This is a genomic window from Marinobacter sp. RI1, from assembly GCF_041155085.1.
Lineage (GTDB): Bacteria > Pseudomonadota > Gammaproteobacteria > Pseudomonadales > Oleiphilaceae > Marinobacter > Marinobacter nauticus.
The window spans coordinates 1,003,303-1,028,413 of record NZ_AP031605.1; the positions used below are offsets into that span (position 1 = coordinate 1,003,303).

Consider the following 25,111-nt stretch of genomic DNA (forward strand, 5'->3'; position numbering starts at 1 on the left):
AAGGAGTCTGCCATGCCAACCATGAATGCCCGAGTCGCCACCACCGATCCCGGTCGCCTGATCAATCGCCTCTGCAAACACTTTCGCCACAAGATTGAGGCTGAGTGGACCGCAACCGATGGCAGGCTGGCTTTCTCCATTGGTGAATGCTGGCTCGAAGCCGCAAACCGGGAGCTGCTGATGCGCTGCCAGTCACCCACCGGAACGGAGCTGGAGGAGTTGGGCCAGGTGGTGGCTTCCCACCTCATTCGCTTTGCCGGCGATGAGGTGGATGAGGTTCACTGGCAGACGGCCAGCGCCTGAGATTGCGGGTGGTTCTGGCGAACGTTTTGCCGCAACTGGTGAAGATCGCTGCATAGCACCCGGTAGCTGTCCGGGCCGAACCACTCCAGGGAAATGTCCAGTGGGGCCGGATGGGTTTGCGACTGCTGCCAGCCGGCCAGGGTGTCCAGTAGCGGCCGGTAGTCACAGGCACCGTCCAGCACAGGCACCATTCCCTGCCGGGAACCGGCCGGTGAGTAGACATTAGCCGGAGCAAATACGCCGAGCTGATCCCGATGACGGATATTCTTGAAGTGAAAATGTCTGACCCAGGGCGCCATTTGTTGCAACGCCAGCTTTGGGTCTGCTCCGGCTTCCCAGACATGCAAGACGTCGAAGTTGATACCCAGGGCCGGGTGATCAACGTCGGTCAGCAACGTCAGCGTGGAGTCGACCGTATCGGCCAGTGTACCGGGGTGTGTTTCCACCACCAGGGTCAGGCCTTCATCTGCGACGCAACGGGTCAGCGTCTGCAGACGTCGGGTCCGGGCCTGGCGCTGTCTCTGGTCGAGCTCGGCGCTGCCCTGATGGCCGGCAAACGTTCGCAGTTTGGGTGCCTGCCAGTGTCGGGCCAGCCGGCAGAGTTCGCGGGTGTAGTGGATGGCCTCCTGTTCACTACCGTCCAGCGGCAGATAGTCGCTGACCATGGGAATGGCCAGTCCCTGGCTTTTCAGCCAGCGGCCATCCAGTCCGGGCTGCTGTAACAGGTGCCGGGCATGCACACCCCAGAGTTCAATACCGTCAAAGCCGGTGGCGCCAGCCCAGGTGGCGAGTTCCGGTAACGACACCAACTGGTGGCGGAACGAGATGGTGCACAGGTGGAAGCGAATCATGGCAATACCTCCAGGGCGGACGTCCGGGTGTTGACCGTGAGGTCGGGGTGTTGCTGCTGCCATTCTGCAAACAGGCCCTGCAGGCTGTCCTTGATGGCGAACTCTCGCTGATCCTGCTCGTCCAGCAACTGCTCGATCCCGGACAGCAGGGCAGCGTTACCGGACATCACCAGTTTCAGCGCCCGGTACTGGATCTGGGTGTAAGTTTTCACCAGCCGGTCAATGTCCTCGCACAGCGCTTCGAACCACGGATCGCCCTCGGCGGTGCGGCCCTGATCCTCCAGCAGCCAGGCAAAGGCGTGCTCGTAGGCGTACTTGCGAATCGCCATTACTGGAATCTCCCTGAATGCCCGGGGCAGGTTTGCCAGTGGTTGCCTGGCGTCGGGACCGATATGGGCGTGCAGAATCTGCCGCAAGGCATCGGTAAACGGATTGGTCTCCGCTTTCATGCACTGGGCGAAATAAGCGGCTACCGTCTCCGCGGGCGTATGCCGGATGTCCAGGCCATCGAAACAGAAGCCACCGGCAGCGGCCGGGGAGCGGACCGATTCCAGAATCCGGTCTTTGGGCAGCACACCCTCCCAGCGAAAATCCGGGTCCGACATGAACCACTGCTCCGGATCTTCCGTGGCTTCCAACATCACGTAGTGGGGAAACGGGTTCTGGTGGAATTTGTTTTCCCGTTCTGGAAGTCGGTAAAGGTCCAGCATGACCATGACCTGACGATCGGAAGGGCGCGTTTCCAGCAGTTCAATCAGCCGGTCGATGTTGGCCTCTTTCGATTGCTGGTGGTTATACCAGGATTCAATGGTGACGCCGTACAGTAGCCGGTACCACTCCCGGAACTGGTCGTGCCGGGTATGGGGCGAGTGGTAGGACAGAACCTGCTCCTCATTGACCGAGAAGTCCGCATCCCATACGCCAAAGTAGAAGGGGCGGTGGTCCACACCGGGGGTGCGTTTGATGATCTCGCAGACACAGCTGACAAAACAGTGCACTTTGATCACAGGGAAACCTCCGGGTTGCCTGTGGCGACCAATAGCGCTTCCAGGTCCTCAACGGTCTCGAGCTGATGGGTCAGCAGCGCTTCTTCAGGTATATGCAGGCCGTATTCCAGTTCCAGGTGTACGATCAGCTGCAACAGCATAATCGAGTCAATAGCCAGATCGGCGTTGAGGCGGGCAGTCGCTGAGAACGCCGAAAGCCGGGCGTTGGGCAGATGGCTTCGAATCACCGCTTCAATGGCTTCGCGGGTGGGAGTGGCTGAACTCATGCCGGCACCTCCCGCTGATCTTTGTGGTTGAGGGATTCAGTTAACAGCCGGCGACTGACCTTGCCGTTCGGGAACCGGCTGATGCTTTCCACCTGTTCGATCAGTGATGGCACCTGGTGCGGTGACAGTTGGCCCCGGCTCCATTGCCGCAGCTGGTCGGTGTCTATTTCTGAGTCTGCTACAAAGCGCAGGCAAACCCGCTCACCGGCAAAGGTATCCGGTTGCTTGAAGGCCACCGCCTCTCGAATCCCGGGATAGCCAAGAAACACGTCTTCCACGGCCCCCGGATAGACATTGATGCCGGCAACGTTGATGGTGTCATCGGAACGGGCCAGGAAATGCAGCTGACCCTGCTGGTCGAAATAGCCCAGATCCCTGCTGTGAATGCGCTGTCCGGTGGCTTTAACCGTGATCAGGATTTCATCCGGTTGCCCTGGGGAGCCCCCGGCCTGCACTGACACATGCGATAACGGCAGGCCGAGTTGGCCAGGCTCAGTCACGTCCGGGCTCAGCGCCACGCAGCCGGCTTCCGAACAGCCATATTGCTGGCAAACGCGCAGGCAGCGGTTTCGAAGCTGGTCCAGCACGGGGGCGGGCAGGGGCGCCCCGGACAGCATGACGCTGTGCAGACTTTGGTTTTCAGGCAGCATCCGTATCAGCAAGCTGACCAGGGTCGGAGAGGCATAGAGCAGATGCTCGGGTACTGCGCGCAGCCTTGCAAGAATAGAACGTGGATTGAGATTGGTGATCACCTGGGGGGCAATCCCCCGCTGCAGGGCTGCCAGCACACCACAGATCAGACCGTAGGAGTGCGTCACCGGGCATGCGACCACCGGTGTCAAGCTCATGGCCTCAGTGAATTGGGCAACATAGGCGGCCAGCTCCCGTTCTATGTCGTGCCAGGGTCGTGTGATGGTTTTGGGGTTGCCCGTGGTGCCGGAGCTGAGCTGAATCAGCTCACCGCCTTCGGCGCAGGCCGTCTTCGCTTTCTCGCGAATGACTTCGGGCGTGACTTCCTGGAGTTGCTCGCCAAACAGCAGGTAGGTGCAGCCCGTGCTCTCGGCCAGGGTTCGGGCCGCAGCATAGGGGGTGCCGGAATGAATGGGCAGCACACTGGCGCCAAGGGGTTTCAGCCAGAGGCACAGGGCCAGCCAGTGGGCGGTGTCCTGCAGGCAGACCGCAAATCGGCAACCGGCCGGCTCCTGAAATTCAGGGCGCTCCTCCAGGCACTGGACTATCTGGTCGCAGTCCGGTTGCGTGTAAGGCATGTTGTCGACATAGAACAAAGGTGCAGTCACGGTAACCTCTTGTGATGGTGATCAATGAAGGGCATCAGGGTGTCGTTGGGGCCAGGGGATTAGGCACCCGGTGGCGGGGCTGCTCGATGTCTGGCTGAAGTTTGCTGCGCAGCAGCGACTCGGTGAGCGGGTTGGGTTGATCCCATCCCAGGCGATCCAGGCGGGACCTCTGCTCCGGGTGTTGTCGTGCATAGTTGGTCAGGATTGTCCGGACTCGATCCCAGAACCGCGCCTCGTTAAATCCGTAGGCCTCTTCCAGAACCAGCGCGAGCTCACTGAGATTGAAGATAAACAGGGTATCCATCACCAGCTCGCGCAGGGCTTCCGGGTTGCTCATGCGGTAATACTGGTTATCCGGTGCCTGATCGTAGAATGCCTGCCGGGGGCCGAAGTCCGGTTCGGGGGTAGTCTGAGGCAGATAGTCCCGGGCGTACTCGACGCTGTCGTGGAAATCCCGAAGCATCAGTGCTCTCGGCCAGCCGCTGCGCGCCACCAGAAGGCTGTTCTGGGCATGAGCCTCAAGACCGACGCCGTGGGCAGCGAGCATATGCCAGACTGGCAGAATGACAGCCTTGAGCGTGGCCTCCAGCCAGGGAACCAGACCATAGTGCTCCACCCAGGGGTGAATAAAGGGCATGCCGTCTGGCTGCCACTGGAACAGGGCATTTAAGGGGATGGCCTGCTCACCCTCATGAAGCCGGGAGCCGATGCTGGCGCGCCAGATGGCGGCCAGTTCCCCTGCAAGCCCCGAATTATCTGCTCCCTGCTCATCGCCCGCGGCAACGCCCAGGCTGGCGTATTCGGGCATCAGCCGTAGCGGGTAGGTGGTATCAAACAGTGGATCGTCGCCGACAATGGACTCGAGCCAACGACTGATGACAGGAGCCGATGGCACGGAATGGGGCTCCAGATTCCGGCGTGACGAGGTATTGTGAATACCCAAAGGCAGTTTTACGCAGGCTTTCGCTGGCCGGCTGGCATTGAATAGAGACCTGAGCGACTGCCCTGGATGGTAACGGTCTCCCAGAGGCCCCAGGCATTTGATGCCCAGTGCCTCAAGCCGGGCGGCCTCGGGACCCTGACTGAGTTTCTGCCAGTGCCATGGGTGGGTTGGCAGCGCGCCATATTGTTGCCAGTCAACGCCCGCCCGGTGGAATGCTGCCCGCAGCAGATAAGCCTGTTCCTGGCCCAGTTCTGATTGCCAGAAAGCCATGTCTGAAGACGGTAACTGGGAATCCAGATTGTGTCGGGGAACTGCCACCCAATGGAGTCTGAATCCGGTGCTGGTTTCCGGGCTATAGTGCACCAGATCATCGCCCTGGAATCCGAGTCGGCTCTTGAAACAGGGATGGTAGGGGTGGCCTTCGTGCAGGGCGCTGTCCAGAGCTTCGCCATGCAGGTTCCGGCGGTCTCCGGAATGCCGGGCCTTGCGCAGGGCGTCCAGCCGTTCACTGTTGCTGATCGTGGCCAGCAGCTCCGTTAACAGAGATTGCTGTTGTGAGTTCGTTGCCGGAAGCTGTGCAATCAGCGTGGTCAGCGAGAGCGACACCGGTTTCTGGTGCCGCTCCAGGGTCAGGGAACTGGTGTCCAGTCTCAGTCGGCCAAAGCCCCGAATGCGGGCTCGGCAACGTCCGTGCAGATTGCCAGCCTGGAAGCTCAGCCATTGCCATCCGGTGCGGTTGCAATCGCCCGGATGGTACGCAATCACCCCTTCAAACATCAGGGCTTCAAGCAGCTGCCGCAGCACCCGTTGGGCCGGTAACTCGCTCAGGGCGTTCACCGGTTGCAGTCCTGCCATGGGGGCTTTGGATAAGGCTCTCGGTTCAGGCAACACCATGGCTTACCTCGACTGCCGGGACGGCGGTGCTGCCTTTCGGTGTTGCCCGGGTATCGCCGCGGAGTGGGTTGGCAATACTGGTGTAGACTGCCATCTCCAGCTCTGCATTCAGCTCGTCAACATCGTTGACCCGGGTCAGCAGATTGCCTTTGTAGGGTAGACGGCTGTCTTCCAGTAACGACTTGACGAGCGCCTGTGCCGGGCCATGAAGCCGGCTGTGCTCGGCATGTAGAAAATGTCGGAATTGCTGGATCAACAGGGTTTCCGGTATCAGGTCGTCAATGCCAAAGCGGGCAATTACTGAAAACAGCTGATTTACGATCAGGTAGTAGCAGAACCTGTCGCGGATCATGGCGTCCCGGTAGAACAACTCCGGGGTTTCTTTAAGGTTGGTGCATTGCTCTGTGAGTGGCCCGCGCAAGCTCTCCGAGAGGTAGTAACCCTGATTGTCCCGGTAGTAGTAACAGCGTGGATAGCCCCCGCTGACATCCAGCAGACTGTTCTGCTGATGGGCTTCCAGGGCAATGCCGTGCTCATCATAAAGCCGCAGTGCCGGGCCAATCGCGCATGATAGATACTGCTGGAACCAGTCCCGGCTGACGGCTGTGAGGCTGCGGTTCTCGTTCAATGCCAGGCCCTCGATCAGATCCAGTAACCGGGAATTCCGGCCCGGCAGGGGATCCTGGGTCAGGGCGGCAATGCTGATCACCCCCTGGTCCTGCCCCGGCGGGAAAGGGTTGTTCCGGAAAATCACTTCAAAGCCGCTTTCGGTCAGCCCGGGTAGCATGACGGTCAGATAGGCCGGGTCCTGAAGGATCCGGAAGCCGGGCTCCGCCTCGCCAAAACCGGTTTGCCGGAGCAGCCGGGACATAACCACCCCCGCTTTCAGCTCGTGGGCCTTGTTGACCCGCAGCGAGTTGGTCACCTTGACTGGAATGGAGAACTTCAGCATCCATTCGGCTTGCTCGCAGTAGACAGTGCGTACCGATGACGTCGCGGAAAATTCCGGACCAAGCGCACCCAGGGGGTGAATCAACCCCTGGGCGATGGCGTCCAGCACCCCGGGTTGCGTCATCAACCACTGAGCCTGCAGAGGGTGGGCCGGAATCAGGGCATGGTTGTCCGGCAGGTTCAGGGAGGCTTGACTGTCTTGCAACAGAGATTCGGCCATGGCACTGGCTGGTAAAGGCCCATCAGAATCCTCCAGAACGCAATTCCGATGAACCAGAAAGTAGTGCAGCTGAAAGCGCCCGGTCAGCTCCGGCGCGTAGGCATGCTGCTGCCATTCCGACATCCCCTGGCGGCTCTTGGGGGTGGGATGGGCAGTGTGTCCGAACAACAGAGACTGTTCTGAATCGATAAACCGGTTGGCCAGAAGCCGCGAATCGTTGCGTCTGTGTTCGACGTAACGGACCATGACCCCGTAGCTGTCAGTGAGCCGATGCAGGAATTCCAGTTCCCGGAGTTTTCGGAGCTCGGGCACCATGCCGCCGGATAATGCATAGAGTTCACGGGCCAACAGACACATTGCCTGAAAAGGGTCGATGTCGGCCCAGCAATGACGACCGCTGAGCCACTGACGTACCTTGCCGTAGCGGTGTCGGCCCAGAGCCGAGCGGTAGAGAATGTCGATGGCCAGGCGGGAGCGCTGGCTGTTCAGAGTCAGTTCGCATACCCAGGGCCCCGAAAATCGGCCTGTCGGATCCTGGGTGCGCTGGCTGGCGGTCTGCCAGTCGCCGGGATCAACTTCCTGAAGGTAACCATGCAGGAAAGCCTGAAAACTTGCCTGTTCGGCAATTGCCCGGGCAGACGGTCCCATGTCGACGCTCCAAATTCCTGAATTTGGAGTAAATCTAAATGAGAATCTGTTGCATGTGAAATGGTTTTACATTTTTTACAATTAGCCGGGAGCGGTGATCACCCGCTGCGGCCGGAAGCGTAAAAACAGGGCTATTGCGAGGCCAAAGGTGAGCCATTCCGCCAGTGGCAGTGCCAGCAGTAGCGGCCATTCCGGCGCAAAGCGGGCAATGCCGACCAGCAGCAACGCGGGCAGCACCAGGCTTCTGGAAAAGGCGACAAGGGCTGAAGGCAGGGCTTTATGCATGGCCGTCAGATACACCGACAGCAGCACGTTGATGCCGTTAACCAGAAACAGCGGCCAAAGGATGGTCAGAAAACGGTCTGCCAGGGCTGCGGTGGCCGGGTCTGCCGTGGTGTCCAGAAACAGGCGGACCACCTGATTCCCAAACAGCCAGACCGTGACCACCAGCGCCAGTGCCAGGCTCAGAATGACGGTGGCCCCACAGCCCATAAAACGGCGTATACGTTCGGCATTGCCGGCCCCCAGGTTGTGGCTGATCAGCACGTGCATGGCGTCCGAAATACCATAGAACACCATCAGGCTGAGGAAGATCAGATAATTCACCACGGTAAAGGCGGCTACCCCCGCCACGCCCTGAGTGGTCATCAACAGCCAGTTGATCAACAGCATAACCAGCCCCACCGAGAGCTCGTTGATCCACTCCGAAACGCCATTGGCGAACGCCTGGGGAATCTCCTGCCAGTGTTTTTGCTGAAGCTGGAAGTGAAGCTTGCGTTCCGGCTTGAGAAAGTAACGGGCCAGAACCGCGAATTGCAGTACCTGGGCCAGGCCGGTGGCGATGGCGGCGCCACGCAAACCTTGATCCAGATAGCCCACCAGCAGGGCGTCCAGCAGGATATTGGCGGCGGCTCCTGCGACCAGGGCCATGGTTGCCAGCCCCGGAAAGCCGTCCACCCGCACGAAGTAGTACAACACCATGGTGACAAGCTGGGCCACCAGCACCCAGATGATCACCAGAAAATACTCGGACATCAGCGGGTAGATGTCGGGCGAAGCACCCAGCACACGATAGATCCCATCATGGAACAAAAAACCCACCAGTGCGCCGGTCAAAGCCAGGGCCAGAGTGGCCATCAGGCACTTGCTGAAGATGGCAGATGCGGCGTCGGTCCTGCCTTCGCCGAGATAGCGGCCAGCCCGAACTGTACCGCCAATGGCCAGGGCCAGCGCCATGCCGAATAGCAGGGTAAACCAGGGAATCAGCAGGTTCAGGGCCGCCAGGGCATCTGCGCCGGCGAAGTTGCCAATGAAGACGCCGTCAACGATATTGGCGGTGGTCAGTGCCAGCAACCCCGCCACGGAAGGCAGGGCATAGCGGAAGAAAACCGGCCAGAAGGGGCCGGTCAGTATCGGGTTGTCGGAATCCTTGCCGGTCTCTGCGTCCATACTTGCCTCACCCGTTTATCCTGTGAATCAGCCGAACAGCTCCTGCAGTTTCTCACCCGGATCTGGCGCGCGCATGAACGACTCACCCACCAGAAACCCGTAAATGCCCCGGCTGGTCATGGCCTCAACATCTGAACGGGTCATGATCCCGCTCTCGGTAATGGTCAGTCGGTTTTCGGCAATCCGGTGGTGCAGTTCAAAGGTGGTGTCCAGCGACACCTCAAAATTGTGCAGATTTCGGTTGTTGATGCCTACCAGCGGCGTGCTCAGGGTAAGTGCATCGTCCAATTCCTCGCCATCATGCACCTCCACCAGCACATCCAGGCCAATCTCGTGGGCGATGCCCTCCAGTTCCTGCATCTGGTCTTTGGTCAGGCAGGCGGCAATCAGCAGAATGCAGTCGGCGCCAATGGCCCGGCTTTCATACACCTGATAGGGCGCCACCATGAAGTCCTTGCGGATCACCGGCAGGCTGCAGGCCGCGCGGGCGGCTTTCAGGTAGTCTTCGTGCCCCTGGAAGAAATCTCGGTCAGTCAGCACTGACAAGCAAGCTGCACCGCCCTGTTCGTAGCTCTCGGCAATGCGTGCCGGTTCAAACGGATCACGCAGGATGCCTTTGCTGGGAGAGGCCTTCTTGATCTCGGCGATGACCGCCGGCCGCTGAGTTTCGATGCGGGTGCGCAGGGCATTGGCGAATCCACGCGCTGGAGCTTGATCGCCGGCCATGGCTTTCAAGTCTGCAATCGAAACCTTGGGCTTACGTTCATCAATTTCCTCCCATTTCCGATCAACGATTTTACGCAGGATGGTGGGAGTCTTATCCAAATGTCTGTCAGTCATAGCTGGCCCGTATAAAGTTTGCGAGAGCTGGTGAGGGAGCCTTTCCAAAACTGTCTTCAGCCATGGATGGCTGAAGTCAAGCCCTACAGGGACGTACTCGTGGGCGTGTTTTGGAAAGGCTCCCTCACTAGCTCGTCCGGCTCCATCAAAAAAAGGCCGGAATTAAAAGCACTGAGAAAAATCAGCCAGCTCCGACATCTTGCCAGCCGCCAAACCGGAACCCATGGCATCCAGTGCCATGTCGACGCCTTCTTTGGCGGTCTTGGCCAGGCCGGCGACATAGATGGCCGCGCCGGCGTTCAGCGCGATCATGTCGCGGGCTTTTTCGGTTGTCTCGTCGTGGTTGCGGCCGAAAGCGGCCTTGATCAGCTTCAGGGATTCGTCGGAGGAATCCACCGTCAGGCCCACCAGCGACTGGCTCTTGATGCCCAGGTCTTCCGGCGTCAGGTCGTATTCGGTGATTTCGCCATCTTTCAGTTCGGCAACATGAGTGACCGTGGCCAGACTGATTTCATCCAGGCCATCCTTCGAGCAGACCACCATGATGTGTTCTGCGCCCAGGCGCTGCATGACTTCTGCCATCGGGCGGCACAGTTCCCTGGTGAACACGCCGATAAGCTGGCGAGTGACGCCGGCCGGATTGGTCATCGGGCCAAGAATATTAAAAATCGTCCGGCAACCCAGCTCCCGGCGCGGACCGATGGCGTGTTTCATGGCGCCGTGGTGGGCCGGCGCAAACATGAAGCCGACGCCGATCTGTTCGACGCAGCGGGCCACTTCCTCCGGCTTCATGTCCAGGTTGATGCCGGCCTTTTCGATCAGGTCGGCGCTGCCGCTCTTGGACGATACGCCCCGGTTGCCGTGCTTGGCGACGAAGCCGCCGGCTGCGGCCACCACAAAGGAAGAGGCCGAGGAGACGTTGAACAGATTGGCACCATCGCCCCCGGTGCCGACGATATCCACCAGCGGGCTGGCGTTGATGCTGACCTTGGTGGCCAGTTCACGCATCACTTCGGTGGCGCCGGTGATTTCGTCGATGGTTTCGCTCTTCAGGCGCAGGCCCATCAGGAAGGCACCGATCTGGGCGTCGGTGGCTTCGCCGTTCATCACAATACGCATCACATCCTTCATTTCGTCCCGGGACAGGTCCAGGTTGGAGGCGATGCGGTTCAGTGCTTGTTTCATGTCCATGGGGTCGTCGGCCTCTTGTTATGTTCTCAGGAAGTTGCGCAGCAGTTCATGGCCCTGTTCGGTCATGATCGACTCGGGGTGGAACTGCACGCCTTCGATGGGCAGGGTCTTGTGGCGTACGCCCATGATTTCTTCAACGGAGCCGTCGTCGTTGCGGGTCCAGGCGGTCACTTCCAGGCAATCGGGCAGGGTGTTCTTGTCGATCACCAGGCTGTGGTAACGGGTAGCCTGCAAGGGGTTGTTCAGGCCGCGAAACACACCTGCATCATTGTGATATACCGCTGACACTTTGCCATGCATTACCTTGCCTGCCCGGATGACGTCGCCGCCGTATACCTGGCCGATGGACTGGTGGCCCAGGCAGATACCCAGGATAGGCAGTTTGCCGGCGAAATGACGAATGGCGTCCATGGAGATCCCCGCCTCGTTGGGCGTGCAGGGCCCCGGGGAAATCACCAGTCGCTCGGGGTTCAGAGCTTCGATTTGTTCAATGGTGATTTCGTCGTTCCGGTATACCTGTACGTCGGCACCCAGCTCAGCCAGGTACTGCACCACGTTGTAGGTGAAGGAATCGTAGTTATCGATCATCAGCAACATAATCTGTTCCTCCGCCTCAATGGTCGTAGTCGTTGTAGGTCATGGCCACGGCACGGAAAATTGCGCGGCCCTTGTTCATGGTTTCTTTCCATTCGAGGCGGGGAATGGAGTCTGCCACCACGCCGGCGCCGGCCTGGATGTGCAGAGTATTGTCCTTGATGACCGCGGTGCGGATGGCGATGGCGGTGTCCATGTTGCCGTTGAACGACAGATAGCCAACCGCACCGCCGTACACACCGCGCTTTACCGGTTCCAGCTCGTCGATAATCTCCATGGCGCGGATTTTCGGCGCGCCGCTGAGGGTGCCTGCGGGCAGGGTGGCGCGCAGCACGTCCAGGCAGCTGGTGTTTTCTTTCAGTCGACCGGTCACGTTAGAGACAATGTGCATCACGTGGGAATAGCGCTCCACGATCATCTTGTCGGTCAGCTTCACTGTGCCGGTTTCCGACACCCGGCCGGCGTCGTTGCGGCCCAGATCGATCAACATCAGGTGCTCGGCGATCTCTTTCGGGTCGGCCAAGAGTTCCTTTTCCAGGGCTTTGTCCTCGGCATCGGTGGCGCCACGCTTGCGGGTGCCGGCGATGGGCCGGACGGTGACTTCCTCATCTTCCACACGCGCCAGGATTTCCGGAGATGAGCCGACAATGTGGAAGTCTTCCAGATCCAGGAAGTACATATACGGTGACGGGTTGAGCACGCGCAGCGAACGGTAGAGGTTCAGGGGTGGTGCCTCGAACGGAATCGACATGCGCTGGGAAATGACGGTTTGCATGACATCGCCATCCAGCACGTAGCCTTTGATCTTGTCCACCGCCGCTTCGAATCTGTCCTGGGTAAAGCCGGAAATAAAGTCGCTCTCGTCCACCACCTTGCCGCGTAGATGTTCCGGCGTGCGGGGGGCGTTGGCGGTCTGGCGGTGCAGTTGGCTTTCCAGCTCGTCGATGCGGCGTTGCGCCGCTTCGTAGGCGCCTTCAATAGACGGGTCCACGTGCACAATCAGATGCAACTTGCCGCGCAGGTTGTCGAACACCACGATTTCATTGGACACCATCAACAGAATATCCGGCGTGCCGATCTGGTCGGGCGGGCAGCTGTTGCGCAGGCGCTTTTCGATGTAGCGCACGGTGTCGTAGCCGAAATAGCCCACCAGGCCACCGTTGAACCGGGGCAGTTCGGGCAGGTCCGGGGCGTTGAATCGCTTCTGGTAGTCGTCCACGAAAGCCAGAGGGTCATCGACCTCTGCCTGTTCGACCACTTCGCCGTTGCGGCTGACTTCGATGCGGTGGTCGAAGACTTTCAGAACTTCCTGGCTGGGTAAGCCAATGATTGAATAGCGACCCCATTTCTCGCCACCCTGTACCGATTCGAACAGGTAGGAGTATGGCCCGCTGGCCAGTTTCAGATAGGTGCTGAGGGGAGTGTCGAGATCCGCCAGAACTTCGCGGTACACAGGGATACGGTTATAGCCGGCTTCAGCGAGCTCGTGGAATTGCTCGGGTGTCATGGTTCGGTTTCCTGAAATCTGATCTGCGTTTTGTCAGAACGGTGTTACACCGCTGTGACCGGTGGTGCGGGCAAGCAGGCATGCGCCATCAGCCCCGGGGCTTGCTCAGCCGGTGCGCCATCGCCACCATCGTGTTGCGCGGGTTGTCAGGATGCCTCGCGCTGCAGTCAGATTCAGTCCCTGCACGGCAGGAATCTCCCGAATTGATGTGTTCAAAATAAAACGTCCTTGCGAGATTACAAAAGCTCGGCCAGCGAATCAACAACAGCATCTGCACCGAGACTGTCAACGGAGCCGCCAAAGTTATAGCCATACCTGACGGCGACGCAGGGGATGCCTGCTGCCAGGGCTGCATTGACGTCAGCTTCGGAGTCCCCGATCATCACCGTGGTGCCCCGTGTGCCGCCCAGTTTTTCCATGGCGTGCAGCAAGGGCGCCGGGTCCGGTTTTTTCACTGGCAGGGTATCGCCACCGACCGAGAGGTCGAACCACTGATCCAGACCGGTTTTTTCCAGCAGGGGCTGAACAAACTGGTCAGGTTTGTTAGTGACCACGGCCATCCGGCAGCCCAGTTGCCTCAGGTGGTCCAGGCAGTCATGGACGCCGGGAAATACCTCGGAATGCCGGCCATTCAGCTGGCCGTAGGCATGATAGAAAATGGTCAGGGCGTCGTTGAACAGCGCCTCATCTTTAGCGGTGGCGGGTTCCCAATCGGTTTTTCCGGCCAGGGCCCGGCGCACCAGAATCTGGGCGCCGTTGCCAACCCAGGTGCGCACCTTGTCCAGGCCTGCCGGGCTACGCCCCAGGTGCTCCAGCATCTGATCCACGGCGGCGGCCAGATCCGGTGCGCTGTCTACCAGCGTGCCGTCCAGATCAAACAGGGCGACTCCCGGCCAGCGGGCGTTGAACAGGCCTTTCAGGCTCATCCGCCGATCACCTTGCGGGCCTGCTCAAGTTCCTCTCGCATGGCATCGATGGTGGCCTTGTAATCCGGAGTGTTGAATATGGCAGAGCCGGCCACGAAGGTGTCGGCGCCGGCCTCGGCGATTTCCCGGATGTTGTCGGTTTTCACACCACCATCGATTTCCAGGCGAATGTTGTAGTTGCTGGCATCAATTTTCTTGCGGGCTTCCTTGAGCTTGTCGAGGGTGCCCGGGATGAACTTCTGGCCACCGAAGCCCGGGTTCACTGACATCAGCAGCACCATGTCGAGCTTGTCCATGACGTAGTCCATGTAGCTCAGCGGGGTGGCGGGGTTAAACACCAGCCCGGCCTTGCAGCCGCCGTCGCGGATCAATTGCAGGGAACGGTCAATGTGGTTGCTGGCCTCCGGGTGGAAGGTGATGTAGCTGGCGCCGGCGTCAATAAACATGCGGATCAGGTCATCCACCGGAGACACCATCAGGTGCACGTCGATGGGGGCGGTAACGCCGTGCTTGCGCAGGGCCTCGCACACCATGGGCCCAATGGTGAGATTGGGCACATAATGATTGTCCATCACATCGAAGTGCACCACGTCGGCACCAGCAGCCAGAACGTTATCGACTTCTTCTCCCAGGCGGGCGAAATCGGCGGAGAGGATGGATGGGGCAATCAGATATGGATTCATCGGGGCTCTCTCGGTGTGGTGAATTATCAGCCTCTGGGCAACCCTGCTAGTCTATCAGTTTGCCGGTGATTTTCGCAGCGGGATAGGTGCATTGGCTCATGGGGTTGAAAGCAATCAGGTTACTCTGTCTGTTCTTGATCAGCGGCTGGCTGAACGCCGTTGTGGCCCAGGATGAGGCGAAGGGGGGTGAGGAAGCGGAACCCGCGACCAAGGTTAATCCGGCGTCAAGATCGGGTTTTTCAACGGGGTTGGGCGAATGGGCGCTGGCACGGCGTTACCCGGAGCAGGCTGTCTGGCTGGATCTTGACGAGGAAGGCCGGGCGCTGGGGCTGTTCCTGCCCGAATACGTTACGCCGGCAACCGGGGCTTTACTGATACTGGCCGACGAAGGCCAGACGGCCGATGAGGGTGTGCTGGGATCGTTGCGGGTGGCGCTGGCGGAGCGGGGTCTTGCGGTGATGACGGTTGGCCTTGGGCTGCCGCCGGAGGCGATACGGCGACATCGCATGGATGTCATGGCGCCTGGCCTGGATGATGACGCCGGACAGAACCCGGATCAGGGCGGGAATACATCGGATTCGGTCATGATTGATGTGGCTGAGGAACCGCCTTTTGATGACCTGACCGCAGATTTTCGAAATTCGGTTCGTACAATTCTGTCCGCCGGGGTAGCCGTATTGCAGCAGCGTGGCTATGAACGTGTGGGCGTGCTGGGCATGGGCTGGTCTGCCGACTATGTCACGGACTGGGCGGCGGACGCCGCTGCCGTGTCTGCGGTGGTCTGGCTGGCCCCCCGGTTTCCGGCCCGGCAGGCCGTTACCTTGCCCTCGTTGTTGAAGGAGCGAAACGGAGGACAGGGATGGCCGGTGCTGGATCTGCATGATTCCGCTGGGCCTTCCGGCGCAGAGGGCCGGGCGCGGGCGGCGGCGTTTGCTCGCGCGGATGTGGCCGGTTACGACCGTCAGCCCGTGGCCCTCAATCGACCACTCCGGGCTGAAGATGCGAGGCGGGTTGCCAGCCGGGTCAGTGCCTGGCTGAAAAACCTGTCGGCCAGCGGGGATTAAAGTGCCCGATGTCTCTGGCGAATCAGTTCCCAGGCCTGTTGATAACGTAACAACCGGTCTTTTGCCATCGCCACTTCCGAGGGCGCCAGTTTCTGTTGCGCCAGTTTGTCCGGGTGGCAGGCGGAAACCTGTTTGCGGTAAGCGCGTTTGATGGTCTCCAGCGAATCTCGCCGGGTTACGCCCAGAATCTGGCAAGCCTGCTCGTAGGTCGCCGGCTTTTGCGGCGGCGCGGCAGTGCGAATCCACACTTTGCTGGCGTAGCTTTCGAAAATGTCATCGCTGATGACAACGGGCAACCCCATATGGCTGATGGCGTCTTCGCAGCGGTAGCGCCGGGCCTTGCCGGGCTGGCCCAGGATTTGTGCGCCATGGCACAGGCAGATAGCGGTTTTCAGGGCCGGTGCCGGCCACAGCAGCAAGGCCAGGCGCAGTATCAGGCCCTGGCGCAGGGGCAGATGGTCAGTGTCCTTGCCCTTGCGAAACTGATCGATGGCTTTTCGGCGTTGCCTGGCCGACAGGGCCAGGGCTTTCATCAGGGCTTCGGCATAATGAATGTCCGGTTCCCGGACCCGGCCATCGGCCTTGGCAATGTAACCCAGAAAAAAGAACAGTGGCTTGCGGTACCAGCGCGGCAGGCGCGCGCGCTCCAGCAGGGTGCTGGCCTGATGTCCGCAACTGGACAGTTCCTGCAGCAGTTCCTGGAACGACGACTCCATTCTCGCCGGCAGGGCGGGTGGATTGCTCTGCCTCATGATGTCCGGGCCCTTTCGTGCAGCCACTGGTCCAGGCTCTGCAATCGTTCTGGTGTGCCGACGTCCACCCACTGGCCGTTATGATGCAGGCCGGTGACCCGGTTGCGGGCCATGGCCCTGCGCAGCACAGGGCCAAGTTTGCCGGCGGAATCGTCCAGTTCATCAAACAGGCGCCGGTGCAGCACGCTGATACCGGAGAAGGTGAGTTTTTCGGTCCCGTCAGGGTTCAGAAAGCCGTTGTCCTGAAGATGAAAATCCCCCTCAGGGTGGTGGGGTGGATTAGAAACCATCACCAGCAGGGCATCGGCATTGGTCGGGGCCTGGAGCTGGCTGAAATCGAAATCGCTCCAGATGTCACCGTTGACCACCAGGAACCAGTCGTCGCCCGCGTCGGTCAGCAGAGGCAGGGCCCGGATGATGCCACCGGCGGTTTCCAGCGGTTCACCCTCTGCAGAGTAGCGAATGCTGACACCAAAGGCCTCGCCATCCCCCAGCCGGGCTTCAATCTGTTCCCCCAGCCAGGCATGGTTGATCACAATGTCGCTGAAACCGGCGTCGCGCAGGCGCTCGATATGATGAACGATCAGGGGCTGCCCCCCGGCTGACAGCAACGGCTTGGGGGTGGTCAGGGTCAGCGGGCGCATACGCTCGCCTTTGCCGGCGGAGAGAATCATAGCCTTCATGGTCAGCGAACTCCCGGCTCCGGCAGCGGGCCAATGCGCTGTTCGATGGCCGGAATCACGGTGCTGCAGAGCCACTCGTGAAAATGCCGGAAGGCTGGTTGCCGGGCGCTGGCATCTCGCAGATAACTGACGGTGCGGGGAATGTCAGCCAGGTAGCCGGTCTTGCCGTCGCGAATGGCGAGGCGGGCAAAAATGCCGGCGGCTTTCAGATGGCGCTGCATGCCCATGAGCTCAAACCACTGCCGGAAAGTATCTGCATCAGCGCGGTGCAAGCCGGCCTGCTGGCTGGCGTTACGAAAATGCTCCAGCCAGCTTGCCAGTCGCTGTTCCGGCCAGCGCACGTAGCAGTCTTTGAGCAGGGAGACGGCATCATAGGTGATGGGGCCGCGTACGGCATCCTGAAAATCGATCACGCCGGGAACCGTCTGGCTATCACGGACCAGAAGATTGCGGGAGTGGTAATCGCGGTGCACGGTGACTTCCGGCTGCGCCAGGGCACTCTCCCGGAGCAGGCCGAAGGCGGTGTCCAGCAGCGCCCGTTCCTGGTTGTCGAGTTCCAGCCCCAGGTGTTTTTCCAGCAGCCAGTCCGGGAATAGCGCCATCTCCCGGTCGAGCAGGGCTTGGTCATAGGCGGGCAGTGGGTAGTCTGCCGGGTCGTCCAGCCCGGCAATACGCGCCAGTTCGTCCAGCGCGGCCCGATACAGGGTGTCCACATCGCCCTGTTCCAGGGCCGTTAACATCAGCAGATCGCCCAGGTCTTCCAGTAACAGAAAACCCTGCTCAAGATCCTCGGCGGCAATGGCGGGCACGGCGATACCGTGTTGATGCCAGTGCCGGGCGATGGCCACAAACGGAACGCAGTCCTCGTGCTCCGGTGGAGCATCCATCACAATGAAGGGGGCGGGTTGCCCGCCCGGCACGTCTTTCCAGACCCGGAAGTACCGTCGAAAACTGGCGTCGCCGGAAACCGGTGTCGGGCTGGCGGCCGAGAAGCCGGGAATTTGCCTGACCCAGCGGGTCAGCAACTGCAAACGGTTATCCATGGTCAGATCAGCATTCCTGGATCGGTGGATGATGGCCGGCGCGTTAACCGGGCACTCTCTGCACCGGAGTATAAAGAGGGTAAAACGGAATTGCAGCGGGCTTTCCGTTAACAAGCCTTGAGGGCGCGTGTAAACTAGGTGCCCTTACGCCCAGCCATCATTCAAATGGAACAGGAATTTCGTCAACGTGCCCAGCCATTGCTCTTCCCTGTTGTGCGCCAGGTTCCGGCTTTCAAGCCTGGCCGTCATCGTGGCATTGGCAGCGAGTGGTGTACGTGCCGAGGGGGCGGGTAGCAGCCCCAGCGCCGCTGAGATTGACTGGCGCCCGCGCAGTGAATTGCCGCCAGAGGTGGCCGGTCGGCTGCCGGTATTCTGCGAGGGAGGTTATCTGCCTGGCACGGTTGGCGGCGATGGCGCCGTGGTGCCGGGCGAGGGCATTGAGGGTTCCATGCCACTGGAAGCCAGTGCCCTGAACGCCCGCTATGAACTGGATAGCGAACTCTACCTGCAGGGTGATGTGCGCCTGCGCCAGGGTCCGTTCCAGGCGACCGGCGCGGAGGCACGGTACAACCAGCAGTCCGGCGAATTGCAACTGCAAGGACCGCTGGTCAGCCGGGGTGAAGGCTTTCTGCTGACCGGGCAGGACGCGAACTATTCTACCCAGTCCGGGCAACTGGATATCAACACGGCCACGTTTCTCCTGCACGAGTCGGAACTCAGGGGCGAGGCCTCATCCCTGTCCAGGGTCAGTGAAAGCCAGGTGGTTATCTCCGATGGCATGATCACTACCTGTGGTCCGGGCCAGAACGACTGGTCGATTGTGGCATCGGACATCGAGCTGGATCAGGCGGAAGGTTTTGGTACTGCACGGCACGTGCGGCTGGAAGTGTTGGATGCGCCGGTATTCTACTGGCCTTACATTACCTTCCCGATTGATGACCGCCGCAAGACCGGTTTCCTGTATCCCCAGTTTGGCTCGTCCAGCGCTGGTAGCGGGGCTTATCTGGCCTTGCCGTACTATCTGAATCTGGCGCCCCATTATGATGCCACCCTCACACCGCAGTATATCCACGGTCGCGGCCTGTTCACGGAATTGGAGGGGCGCTACCTCAGTCAGTATGGCGAATCGGTGCTGCAGCTGGGGTATATCGACAATGATTCTGCTTTTCGGGATGAAAATCCGGGTGAAAATGGCGAGCGCTGGGCTCTTGATTTCACCACCCGGGCGGCATTTGGCGGAGGCTGGAGCGGCTACGGCGATTACTCGGTGATTTCAGATGAGGATTATCTGAGCGATCTGAATCGCAGTCTCGAAATAGACCAGGCGACGCATCTTCAGCGTCGGGGTGGTGTTCGTTACTACGGAGCCAATCAGTACTTTGAAACGTACCTGAACGGCTACCAGACCATCCCTGACCGTATTGCCGACGTTGATAAGCCCTATGCCCAGTTGCCGGAAGTGATCTACGGTGGCTCGCTGGAAGCCGGCTGGCTTGAGGCCAGCCTGGAAAGCCAATACACCTGGTTCTACCGGGACAATGAGAACCTTACCGGCCTGGACAAGGCCAACGGCCAGCGGTTACGGGCGATTCCCGAACTGGCGTTGCCCATGAGGGCGCTCTGGGGCTTCAGTCGTCCCTCGGTCAGCCTCGACTACACCCGCTACGAGCTGGATGACTACACCCTGGGTGACGCCGGCTTTGACCGCACCGTGCCGGTGTTCGAGTGGGACAATGGTTTGTACTTTGATCGTCGATCCAGCCTGTTTGACGTACCCTACAACCAGACCCTGGAGCCCCGGCTGTATTACGCCTGGGCCGATGCCGAATCCGATCAGAACTATATCCCGGATTTTGATACCGGCATCCGCAGTTTCCGCTTTGACCAGCTGTTCCGGCGGGACCGGTTTACCGGCGGGGATCGGGTCGGTGACGCCAACCAGTTGACGGTGGCGCTCACCAGTCGTTTCAATGACCTCCTGACCGGGGCGGAGCGGGCTCGGGTGAGTGTTGGCCAGGTGCGCTATTTCGAAGATCGTGAAGTGGATCTGTTTGGCGAGGGCGCATCCGACCGGAGCCGCTCACCGCTGGCGGGCGAGTTGGTGCTGAACCCCATCGACAATCTGGAGCTTCGTTCTTCCCTGCTGTGGGATCACGAAACCCGGAAAACCGAAGAGGGCCGCAGCCAGCTGATTTTCCACTCCGAGGATTATCGTTACCTGGCGACACTCGGACATACCTACAGCCGGCCGGATGAGCTGGAACAAACCGACATTGGAACGGTCTTTCCGGTAACGGACCAGGTCAGTGCCATTGGTCGCTGGGTCTGGGATTCTCAGCTCGACCGAACCGTGGGCACCCTTGCCGGTCTGGAATATAACAACTGCTGCTGGAGTTTTCAGGTGGTGCACCAGAACTACCTGACTGATGACGAAGAACTGGACACCCGCTTGCTGTTCCGGATTGAACTGAAAGGTCTGGGCGGCAGTGGCGGTGCATCCGACAACATCGCGGACGCCATCTACGGCTACGACGAGCGCGAGCGCCGGAGGTTCGGAAACCCGCGCCGTTGAACGAACCCGAATCTGCAGGCCGACCCGGCTGCGATCACGATTTTACAAACCAAGAGGTGATTATGAAGGCGACTGTCCGCCACGGACTGACAATTCTGCTGACACTGGCCATGGTGGTGCTGTCAGTGACTGCTCAGGCCGAACGAAAACTGCTGGACCGTGTGGTTGCGATCGTGGATGACGAGGTGATCCTCCAGAGTGAGCTGGACGCCCGTATCAATACCATTGTCGGTCGCCTGAGTGCGCAGGGCACTGGTCTGCCGCCCCGGGAACTGCTTGAGCAGCGGGTACTGGACCAACTGATTCAGGAATCCCTGCAGCTGCAGATGGCCGACCAGATGGGCATGCGCATCAGCGACAACGAGCTGAACGAGACCCTGGCCAATATTGCCCGCAGCAACGGCATGACCCTGGCCGAATTCGAAGGCCAGCTGGCGGAAGAAGGGGTGACCTATCAGCAGGCCCGGGAGCAGATCCGCAATGAAATGCTGACCAGCCGGGTGCAGCAGCGTCGCGTAGGTAACCGGGTACGCGTTACCGACCGGGAAGTGGAAAACTATCTCCAGGCCCAGCAAGCCAACGGCAGTACCGATGCCGAATACCGTCTGGCCTATATCTTTATCGAAGTTGACGACCCGGCCAGCGAAGCGTCGGTGGATGAGGCCCGGGAGACAGCACAGGCCTTGCGCCAGCAGATTGCCAACGGTCGGGACTTCCGGGAAGTAGCGGTTGCCGAATCCGATGCCAGCAACGCCCTGGAAGGGGGCGACATGGGCTGGCGATCTGAAAGCCAGTTGCCCTCACTGGTCGCACCGGTGGTACCGGATCTGGAAGTTGGTGAGCCTTCGCAGGTGCTGGAAAACAACAGTGGTTTTCATCTGGTGATGGTGATGGACAAGCGCGGCGGTGAGCAGCAGCAATTCATCCAGCAGCACCGGGTCCGGCATATCCTGGTACGGCCTTCCGAAGCGGTGACCGATGTGCAGGCGGAGCAGCGCATTCGCGAGATCTACCAGCAGTTGCAGGATGGCGCCGACTTTGCCGATCTGGCCCGTGAACGCTCGGACGATCCGGTCTCCGGCTCGGACGGCGGTAATCTTGGCTGGGTAAGCCCGGGCCAGATGGTGCCCGCTTTTGAAGAAGCCATGAATCAGGCGCAGGTGGGCGAATATTTCGGGCCTTTCCGGTCCCAGTTTGGCTGGCACATCCTGCAGGTGGAGGAGCGCCGGCGCCAGGACGTGACCGAACAGAATCGCGAGTCCCAGGCTCGTCAGGCCATCTATATGCGGAAATTCGAGCTGGAATTGCAGAACTGGCTGCGTGAGATTCGGGACGAAGCCTTTGTTGAGTTCAAGGGTGAATATGCCGATATGAACCCGGAGAGCGAGGAAGCAAACCCGTCATGAGCACACCGGTGATCCTGGCACTCACTGCCGGCGAACCGGCCGGCATCGGCCCGGAACTGTGCCTGCAACTGGCAACCGGGAGCCGGGACGCCGGCCTGGTGGTGATTGCCAGCCGCGAACTGCTACGAGACAGGGCCAGTCAGCTCGGGCTCCAGATTGAGCTGCATGACTGGCAGCCAGGTGTAGCGGCAGCAACCCGGGCGGGTCATTTATCGGTACGACATGTTGAAGGTTGTGGTTCCGCGGTGGCCGGCCGGCTTGATAAGGGTAACAGTCAGTACGTCCTGGACACCCTGACCATCGCCGCCCGGGGTTGCCTGAATGGCGATTTCGACGGCATGGTGACCGCGCCTGTGCACAAGGGCGTTATTAACGAAGCCGGCATCGTCTTCAGTGGCCATACCGAATTCCTGCAGGAGCTGTGTGGCGTGGAACGGGTGGTGATGATGCTGGCCACGGAAGAACTCCGGGTGGCATTGGTAACCACCCACTTACCCCTGAAAGACGTTTCTGCGGCCATTACACCGGACCGGCTGATTCAGGTGACGCGCATTCTGAATGCGGACCTGAAAGCCTTTTTTGGTATTGATCAGCCGCGCATTCTGGTGGCTGGCCTGAATCCCCACGCCGGTGAAGGGGGCCATCTGGGGCGGGAAGAAATTGAGGTGATTGAGCCGACCCTCGAACAGCTGCGGGCCGAGGGAATTCAACTGACCGGGCCGTTGCCGGCGGACACCCTGTTCACCCCGCACTGGCTCGACAATGCCGATGCGGTATTGGCCATGTATCACGATCAGGGCCTGCCGGTACTGAAATTCCAGGGCTTTGGCCGGGCCGTTAATATCACCCTGGGCTTGCCCATTGTCCGTACCTCGGTTGACCATGGCACTGCCCTGGATCTGGCTGGCACGGGCAAGGCCGATGCCGGCAGCCTGCATACCGCTATCCGTGTGGGCGAGCAGATGGCCCAGTGCCGTAAAGCCACAGGGGCCGGAGAACTCTCATGAGCAACAAACACGGGCACCAGGCCCGTAAACGGTTTGGCCAGAACTTCCTGCATGATCCCGGTGTGATAGAACGCATCGTGCGCGCGATCAATCCCAAGCCGGAAGACTCGATTGTTGAAATCGGCCCCGGTCTGGGGGCTATTACCGAAGAAATCCTTGCCATCAATCCCCGTTTGCAGGTGGTGGAACTGGACCGGGACCTGATTCCGGTGCTGCGCACCAAGTTCTTCAACTACCCGGAATTCCGGATTCACGAGGCCGATGCCCTCAGTTTCGATTTCAGCCAGTTGGTGAGTGACCGGCCTTTGCGCATTGTCGGCAACCTGCCTTACAACATCTCCACCCCGCTGATCTTTCATCTGCTGTCCCAGAGCGGTGTGGTGCAGGACATGCATTTCATGTTGCAGAAGGAAGTGGTGCAGCGGCTGGCGGCGGTACCGGGCGACAACAATTACGGCCGCCTGGGTATCATGGCCCAGTATTTCTGCAAGGTGCAGCCGCTGTTCGAAGTAGGCCCTGGCGCCTTCCGTCCGGCCCCGAAAGTGGACTCTGCCATTGTCCGCCTGGTGCCCCACAAGGAACTGCCGTACCCCGCGAAAGACCTGAAAACGCTGCAGGCAGTGGTACGCACCGCGTTCAATGCCCGCCGAAAAACCCTGCGCAAGGCGCTGGCGGCCATGGTTACCGTAGAACAGCTGCAGTCCCTCGGAATCAACGATGGCCTGCGCCCGGAAAACCTGGGCCTGGCCGACTATGTCAGGATTGCGGATTTGCTGGCAGACACTGGTAAGCTGCAGGCAGATGACAACGAGGTAAGTGATGACTGACTACGCCATCGGCGATATTCAGGGTTGCTACGATCGCCTGCGGGATGTGCTGGCGAAGGTTGATTTTTCGCCGTCCCGTGACCGGCTCTGGGTGGCCGGTGATCTGATTAACCGCGGCCCGTCATCACTGGAAACCCTGCGCTACATCGAAAGCCTGGGCGATGCCGCCGTTGTGGTACTGGGCAACCACGACCTGCATCTGCTGGCGGTCGCGCTTGGCGGCCACAGCCCGAAGCGCAAGGATACGTTGCATGACATTCTGGACGCACCGGATCACGACCGGCTGATCCAGTGGCTGCGCCAGCAGCATCTGTGCGTGCACGACGCCGGCCGAAACCTGGTGATGGCCCATGCCGGTCTGCCGCACATCTGGAGTGTGGAGCAGGCCGTGGCCTGTGCCCGGGAAGTGGAAGCCGTGATCCGGGACGACCAGGCGAGCGAATATTTCAGCCAAATGTATGGCAATCAGCCTGAAACCTGGTGTGATACCCTCACCGGTATGGATCGCTGGCGAGTGATTACCAATTATTTTACCCGCATGCGTTTTATTGCCAGCGACGGCCGCCTGGAACTGGCTACCAAAGAGTCGGCCGATCAGGCGCCTGAGGGCTATGCCCCCTGGTTTACCTATCCCCGTCAGGACGATGTAAAAGTGGTGTTTGGCCACTGGGCTGCTCTGGAAGGCAACACCGGCAGCGACCGGTTTATCGGGCTGGACACCGGGTGTGTATGGGGCGGCGCCCTGACCATGATGAATCTCGATACCGGAGAGAAAATCCACTGTGACTGCGGCTGACCCCGGAACCCGGATTGTACGCTGGGCACTTGTCGCCGGCGCCGTCGCCGGCCTGCTGGCCGTTATGGCTGGCGCTTTCGGTGCTCATGGCCTGCGCCATGTGGTATCCGAACGCGGCCTTGAGGTATTCCAGACGGCTGTCAGCTACCAGATGTACCATGCCCTGGCTTTGGTGGCCGCGAGTCTGATGCCGGCGCTTGGCCTGCCGCGAAAGCTGTTGACCCTGTCCTGTGGCTTCTGGCTTGCCGGGATGTTGCTGTTCAGTGGCAGTCTCTACCTGCTGGTTCTGACAGGAATCCACTGGCTGGGTCCGGTGACACCGGTGGGCGGCGTCTGCTTTATGGTGGGCTGGGTGTTGCTGATTGTCGCAGCCCTGAAGAAGTAACGGAG

At 60.2% G+C, this 25,111-nt stretch carries 24 protein-coding genes; 8 read left to right on the forward strand and 16 right to left on the reverse strand.

Annotated features, from left to right (window positions below; translation table 11 throughout):
* The first annotated feature begins 12 nt into the window (after positions 1 to 12).
* Positions 13 to 303 carry a DUF2218 domain-containing protein gene (locus ACAM27_RS04425; RefSeq protein WP_222448578.1) on the forward strand — a complete coding sequence of 97 codons (291 nt, stop codon included), beginning with the start codon at positions 13 to 15 and terminating at the stop codon, positions 301 to 303.
* On the opposite strand, the gene ACAM27_RS04430 is transcribed toward ACAM27_RS04425, so the two are convergent.
* The 13 genes from ACAM27_RS04430 to rpe all read right to left on the reverse strand — a co-directional run bounded on the left by ACAM27_RS04430 (position 279) and on the right by rpe (position 14,571).
* Positions 279 to 1,154, reverse strand: coding sequence for a sugar phosphate isomerase/epimerase (locus ACAM27_RS04430; RefSeq protein WP_222448579.1), 876 nt, complete (start codon positions 1,152 to 1,154; stop codon positions 279 to 281). The genes ACAM27_RS04425 and ACAM27_RS04430 overlap by 25 nt on opposite strands.
* Positions 1,151 to 2,161 (reverse strand): DUF6005 family protein, encoded by a 1,011-nt coding sequence (locus tag ACAM27_RS04435; protein WP_369612617.1) that lies wholly within the window; start codon positions 2,159 to 2,161, stop codon positions 1,151 to 1,153. Before ACAM27_RS04435 ends, ACAM27_RS04430 begins: the two co-directional genes overlap by 4 nt.
* Positions 2,158 to 2,427 (reverse strand): phosphopantetheine-binding protein, encoded by a 270-nt coding sequence (locus ACAM27_RS04440; protein WP_014422799.1) that lies wholly within the window; start codon positions 2,425 to 2,427, stop codon positions 2,158 to 2,160. The genes ACAM27_RS04435 and ACAM27_RS04440 overlap by 4 nt, the downstream gene beginning before the upstream one ends.
* Positions 2,424 to 3,725 carry an AMP-binding protein gene (locus tag ACAM27_RS04445; RefSeq protein ID WP_369612618.1) on the reverse strand — a complete coding sequence of 434 codons (1,302 nt, stop codon included), beginning with the start codon at positions 3,723 to 3,725 and terminating at the stop codon, positions 2,424 to 2,426. Before ACAM27_RS04445 ends, ACAM27_RS04440 begins: the two co-directional genes overlap by 4 nt.
* A gap of 34 nt (positions 3,726 to 3,759) precedes the next feature.
* Positions 3,760 to 5,523, reverse strand: coding sequence for an IucA/IucC family siderophore biosynthesis protein (locus ACAM27_RS04450; protein WP_369612619.1), 1,764 nt, complete (start codon positions 5,521 to 5,523; stop codon positions 3,760 to 3,762).
* A 25-nt stretch (positions 5,524 to 5,548) separates the two neighbouring features.
* Entirely contained in the window at positions 5,549 to 7,381 is a 1,833-nt protein-coding gene (locus ACAM27_RS04455; protein ID WP_114433732.1) for an IucA/IucC family siderophore biosynthesis protein, read from the reverse strand.
* 81 nt (positions 7,382 to 7,462) lie between these two features.
* The gene (locus ACAM27_RS04460; RefSeq protein WP_222179571.1) at positions 7,463 to 8,830 is read right to left on the reverse strand and encodes an MATE family efflux transporter; all 1,368 of its coding nucleotides are present in this window, start codon (positions 8,828 to 8,830) and stop codon (positions 7,463 to 7,465) included.
* A gap of 27 nt (positions 8,831 to 8,857) precedes the next feature.
* The gene (gene trpC / locus ACAM27_RS04465; protein WP_222562245.1) at positions 8,858 to 9,670 is read right to left on the reverse strand and encodes an indole-3-glycerol phosphate synthase TrpC; all 813 of its coding nucleotides are present in this window, start codon (positions 9,668 to 9,670) and stop codon (positions 8,858 to 8,860) included.
* A 162-nt stretch (positions 9,671 to 9,832) separates the two neighbouring features.
* Positions 9,833 to 10,861, reverse strand: a complete 1,029-nt coding sequence (gene trpD / locus ACAM27_RS04470) for an anthranilate phosphoribosyltransferase (protein WP_278802742.1) — start codon at positions 10,859 to 10,861, stop codon at positions 9,833 to 9,835.
* Positions 10,862 to 10,879: 18 nt separating this feature from the next.
* Positions 10,880 to 11,458 carry an aminodeoxychorismate/anthranilate synthase component II gene (locus ACAM27_RS04475; protein ID WP_153740216.1) on the reverse strand — a complete coding sequence of 193 codons (579 nt, stop codon included), beginning with the start codon at positions 11,456 to 11,458 and terminating at the stop codon, positions 10,880 to 10,882.
* 16 nt (positions 11,459 to 11,474) lie between these two features.
* Positions 11,475 to 12,962 (reverse strand): anthranilate synthase component I, encoded by a 1,488-nt coding sequence (gene trpE / locus ACAM27_RS04480; protein WP_011786928.1) that lies wholly within the window; start codon positions 12,960 to 12,962, stop codon positions 11,475 to 11,477.
* 236 nt (positions 12,963 to 13,198) lie between these two features.
* Positions 13,199 to 13,888: a phosphoglycolate phosphatase gene (locus tag ACAM27_RS04485; RefSeq protein WP_369612620.1), complete on the reverse strand. Its 690-nt coding sequence runs from the start codon at positions 13,886 to 13,888 to the stop codon at positions 13,199 to 13,201.
* Positions 13,885 to 14,571 carry a ribulose-phosphate 3-epimerase gene (rpe, locus tag ACAM27_RS04490; protein ID WP_011786926.1) on the reverse strand — a complete coding sequence of 229 codons (687 nt, stop codon included), beginning with the start codon at positions 14,569 to 14,571 and terminating at the stop codon, positions 13,885 to 13,887. The genes ACAM27_RS04485 and rpe overlap by 4 nt, the downstream gene beginning before the upstream one ends.
* A gap of 98 nt (positions 14,572 to 14,669) precedes the next feature.
* On the opposite strand from rpe, the gene ACAM27_RS04495 reads away from it, so the two are divergent.
* Positions 14,670 to 15,635, forward strand: coding sequence for a DUF3530 family protein (locus ACAM27_RS04495; protein ID WP_369612621.1), 966 nt, complete (start codon positions 14,670 to 14,672; stop codon positions 15,633 to 15,635).
* Here ACAM27_RS04495 and ACAM27_RS04500 read toward each other — a convergent pair.
* The 3 genes from ACAM27_RS04500 to ACAM27_RS04510 are packed head-to-tail and all read right to left on the reverse strand — an operon-like array spanning position 15,632 to position 18,113.
* Entirely contained in the window at positions 15,632 to 16,387 is a 756-nt protein-coding gene (locus ACAM27_RS04500) for a DnaJ domain-containing protein (protein ID WP_011786924.1), read from the reverse strand. The two genes, ACAM27_RS04495 and ACAM27_RS04500, sit on opposite strands and share 4 nt — an antisense overlap.
* Positions 16,384 to 17,070 (reverse strand): N-acetylmuramate alpha-1-phosphate uridylyltransferase MurU, encoded by a 687-nt coding sequence (murU, locus tag ACAM27_RS04505; protein ID WP_222534029.1) that lies wholly within the window; start codon positions 17,068 to 17,070, stop codon positions 16,384 to 16,386. The genes ACAM27_RS04500 and murU overlap by 4 nt, the downstream gene beginning before the upstream one ends.
* Positions 17,071 to 17,072: 2 nt before the next feature.
* Positions 17,073 to 18,113, reverse strand: a complete 1,041-nt coding sequence (locus ACAM27_RS04510) for an aminoglycoside phosphotransferase family protein (protein ID WP_014422789.1) — start codon at positions 18,111 to 18,113, stop codon at positions 17,073 to 17,075.
* A gap of 238 nt (positions 18,114 to 18,351) precedes the next feature.
* Here ACAM27_RS04510 and ACAM27_RS04515 point away from each other — a divergent pair, with 238 nt between their 5' ends.
* The 6 genes from ACAM27_RS04515 to ACAM27_RS04540 all read left to right on the forward strand — a co-directional run bounded on the left by ACAM27_RS04515 (position 18,352) and on the right by ACAM27_RS04540 (position 25,106).
* A complete protein-coding gene (locus ACAM27_RS04515) occupies positions 18,352 to 20,685 on the forward strand; it encodes an LPS-assembly protein LptD (RefSeq protein WP_222534074.1) in 2,334 nt (777 codons plus the stop codon).
* Between the two features lie 62 nt (positions 20,686 to 20,747).
* Positions 20,748 to 22,091 (forward strand): peptidylprolyl isomerase, encoded by a 1,344-nt coding sequence (locus tag ACAM27_RS04520; protein ID WP_011786920.1) that lies wholly within the window; start codon positions 20,748 to 20,750, stop codon positions 22,089 to 22,091.
* Positions 22,088 to 23,098, forward strand: coding sequence for a 4-hydroxythreonine-4-phosphate dehydrogenase PdxA (gene pdxA / locus ACAM27_RS04525; RefSeq protein WP_222534028.1), 1,011 nt, complete (start codon positions 22,088 to 22,090; stop codon positions 23,096 to 23,098). The genes ACAM27_RS04520 and pdxA overlap by 4 nt, the downstream gene beginning before the upstream one ends.
* Positions 23,095 to 23,925, forward strand: a complete 831-nt coding sequence (gene rsmA, locus ACAM27_RS04530) for a 16S rRNA (adenine(1518)-N(6)/adenine(1519)-N(6))-dimethyltransferase RsmA (RefSeq protein WP_011786918.1) — start codon at positions 23,095 to 23,097, stop codon at positions 23,923 to 23,925. The genes pdxA and rsmA overlap by 4 nt, the downstream gene beginning before the upstream one ends.
* On the forward strand, positions 23,918 to 24,721 hold the full coding sequence (locus ACAM27_RS04535) for a symmetrical bis(5'-nucleosyl)-tetraphosphatase (protein ID WP_222198241.1): 804 nt from the start codon (positions 23,918 to 23,920) through the stop codon (positions 24,719 to 24,721). Before rsmA ends, ACAM27_RS04535 begins: the two co-directional genes overlap by 8 nt.
* The gene (locus tag ACAM27_RS04540) at positions 24,708 to 25,106 is read left to right on the forward strand and encodes a DUF423 domain-containing protein (RefSeq protein ID WP_014422783.1); all 399 of its coding nucleotides are present in this window, start codon (positions 24,708 to 24,710) and stop codon (positions 25,104 to 25,106) included. Before ACAM27_RS04535 ends, ACAM27_RS04540 begins: the two co-directional genes overlap by 14 nt.
* Positions 25,107 to 25,111 lie beyond the last annotated feature (5 nt).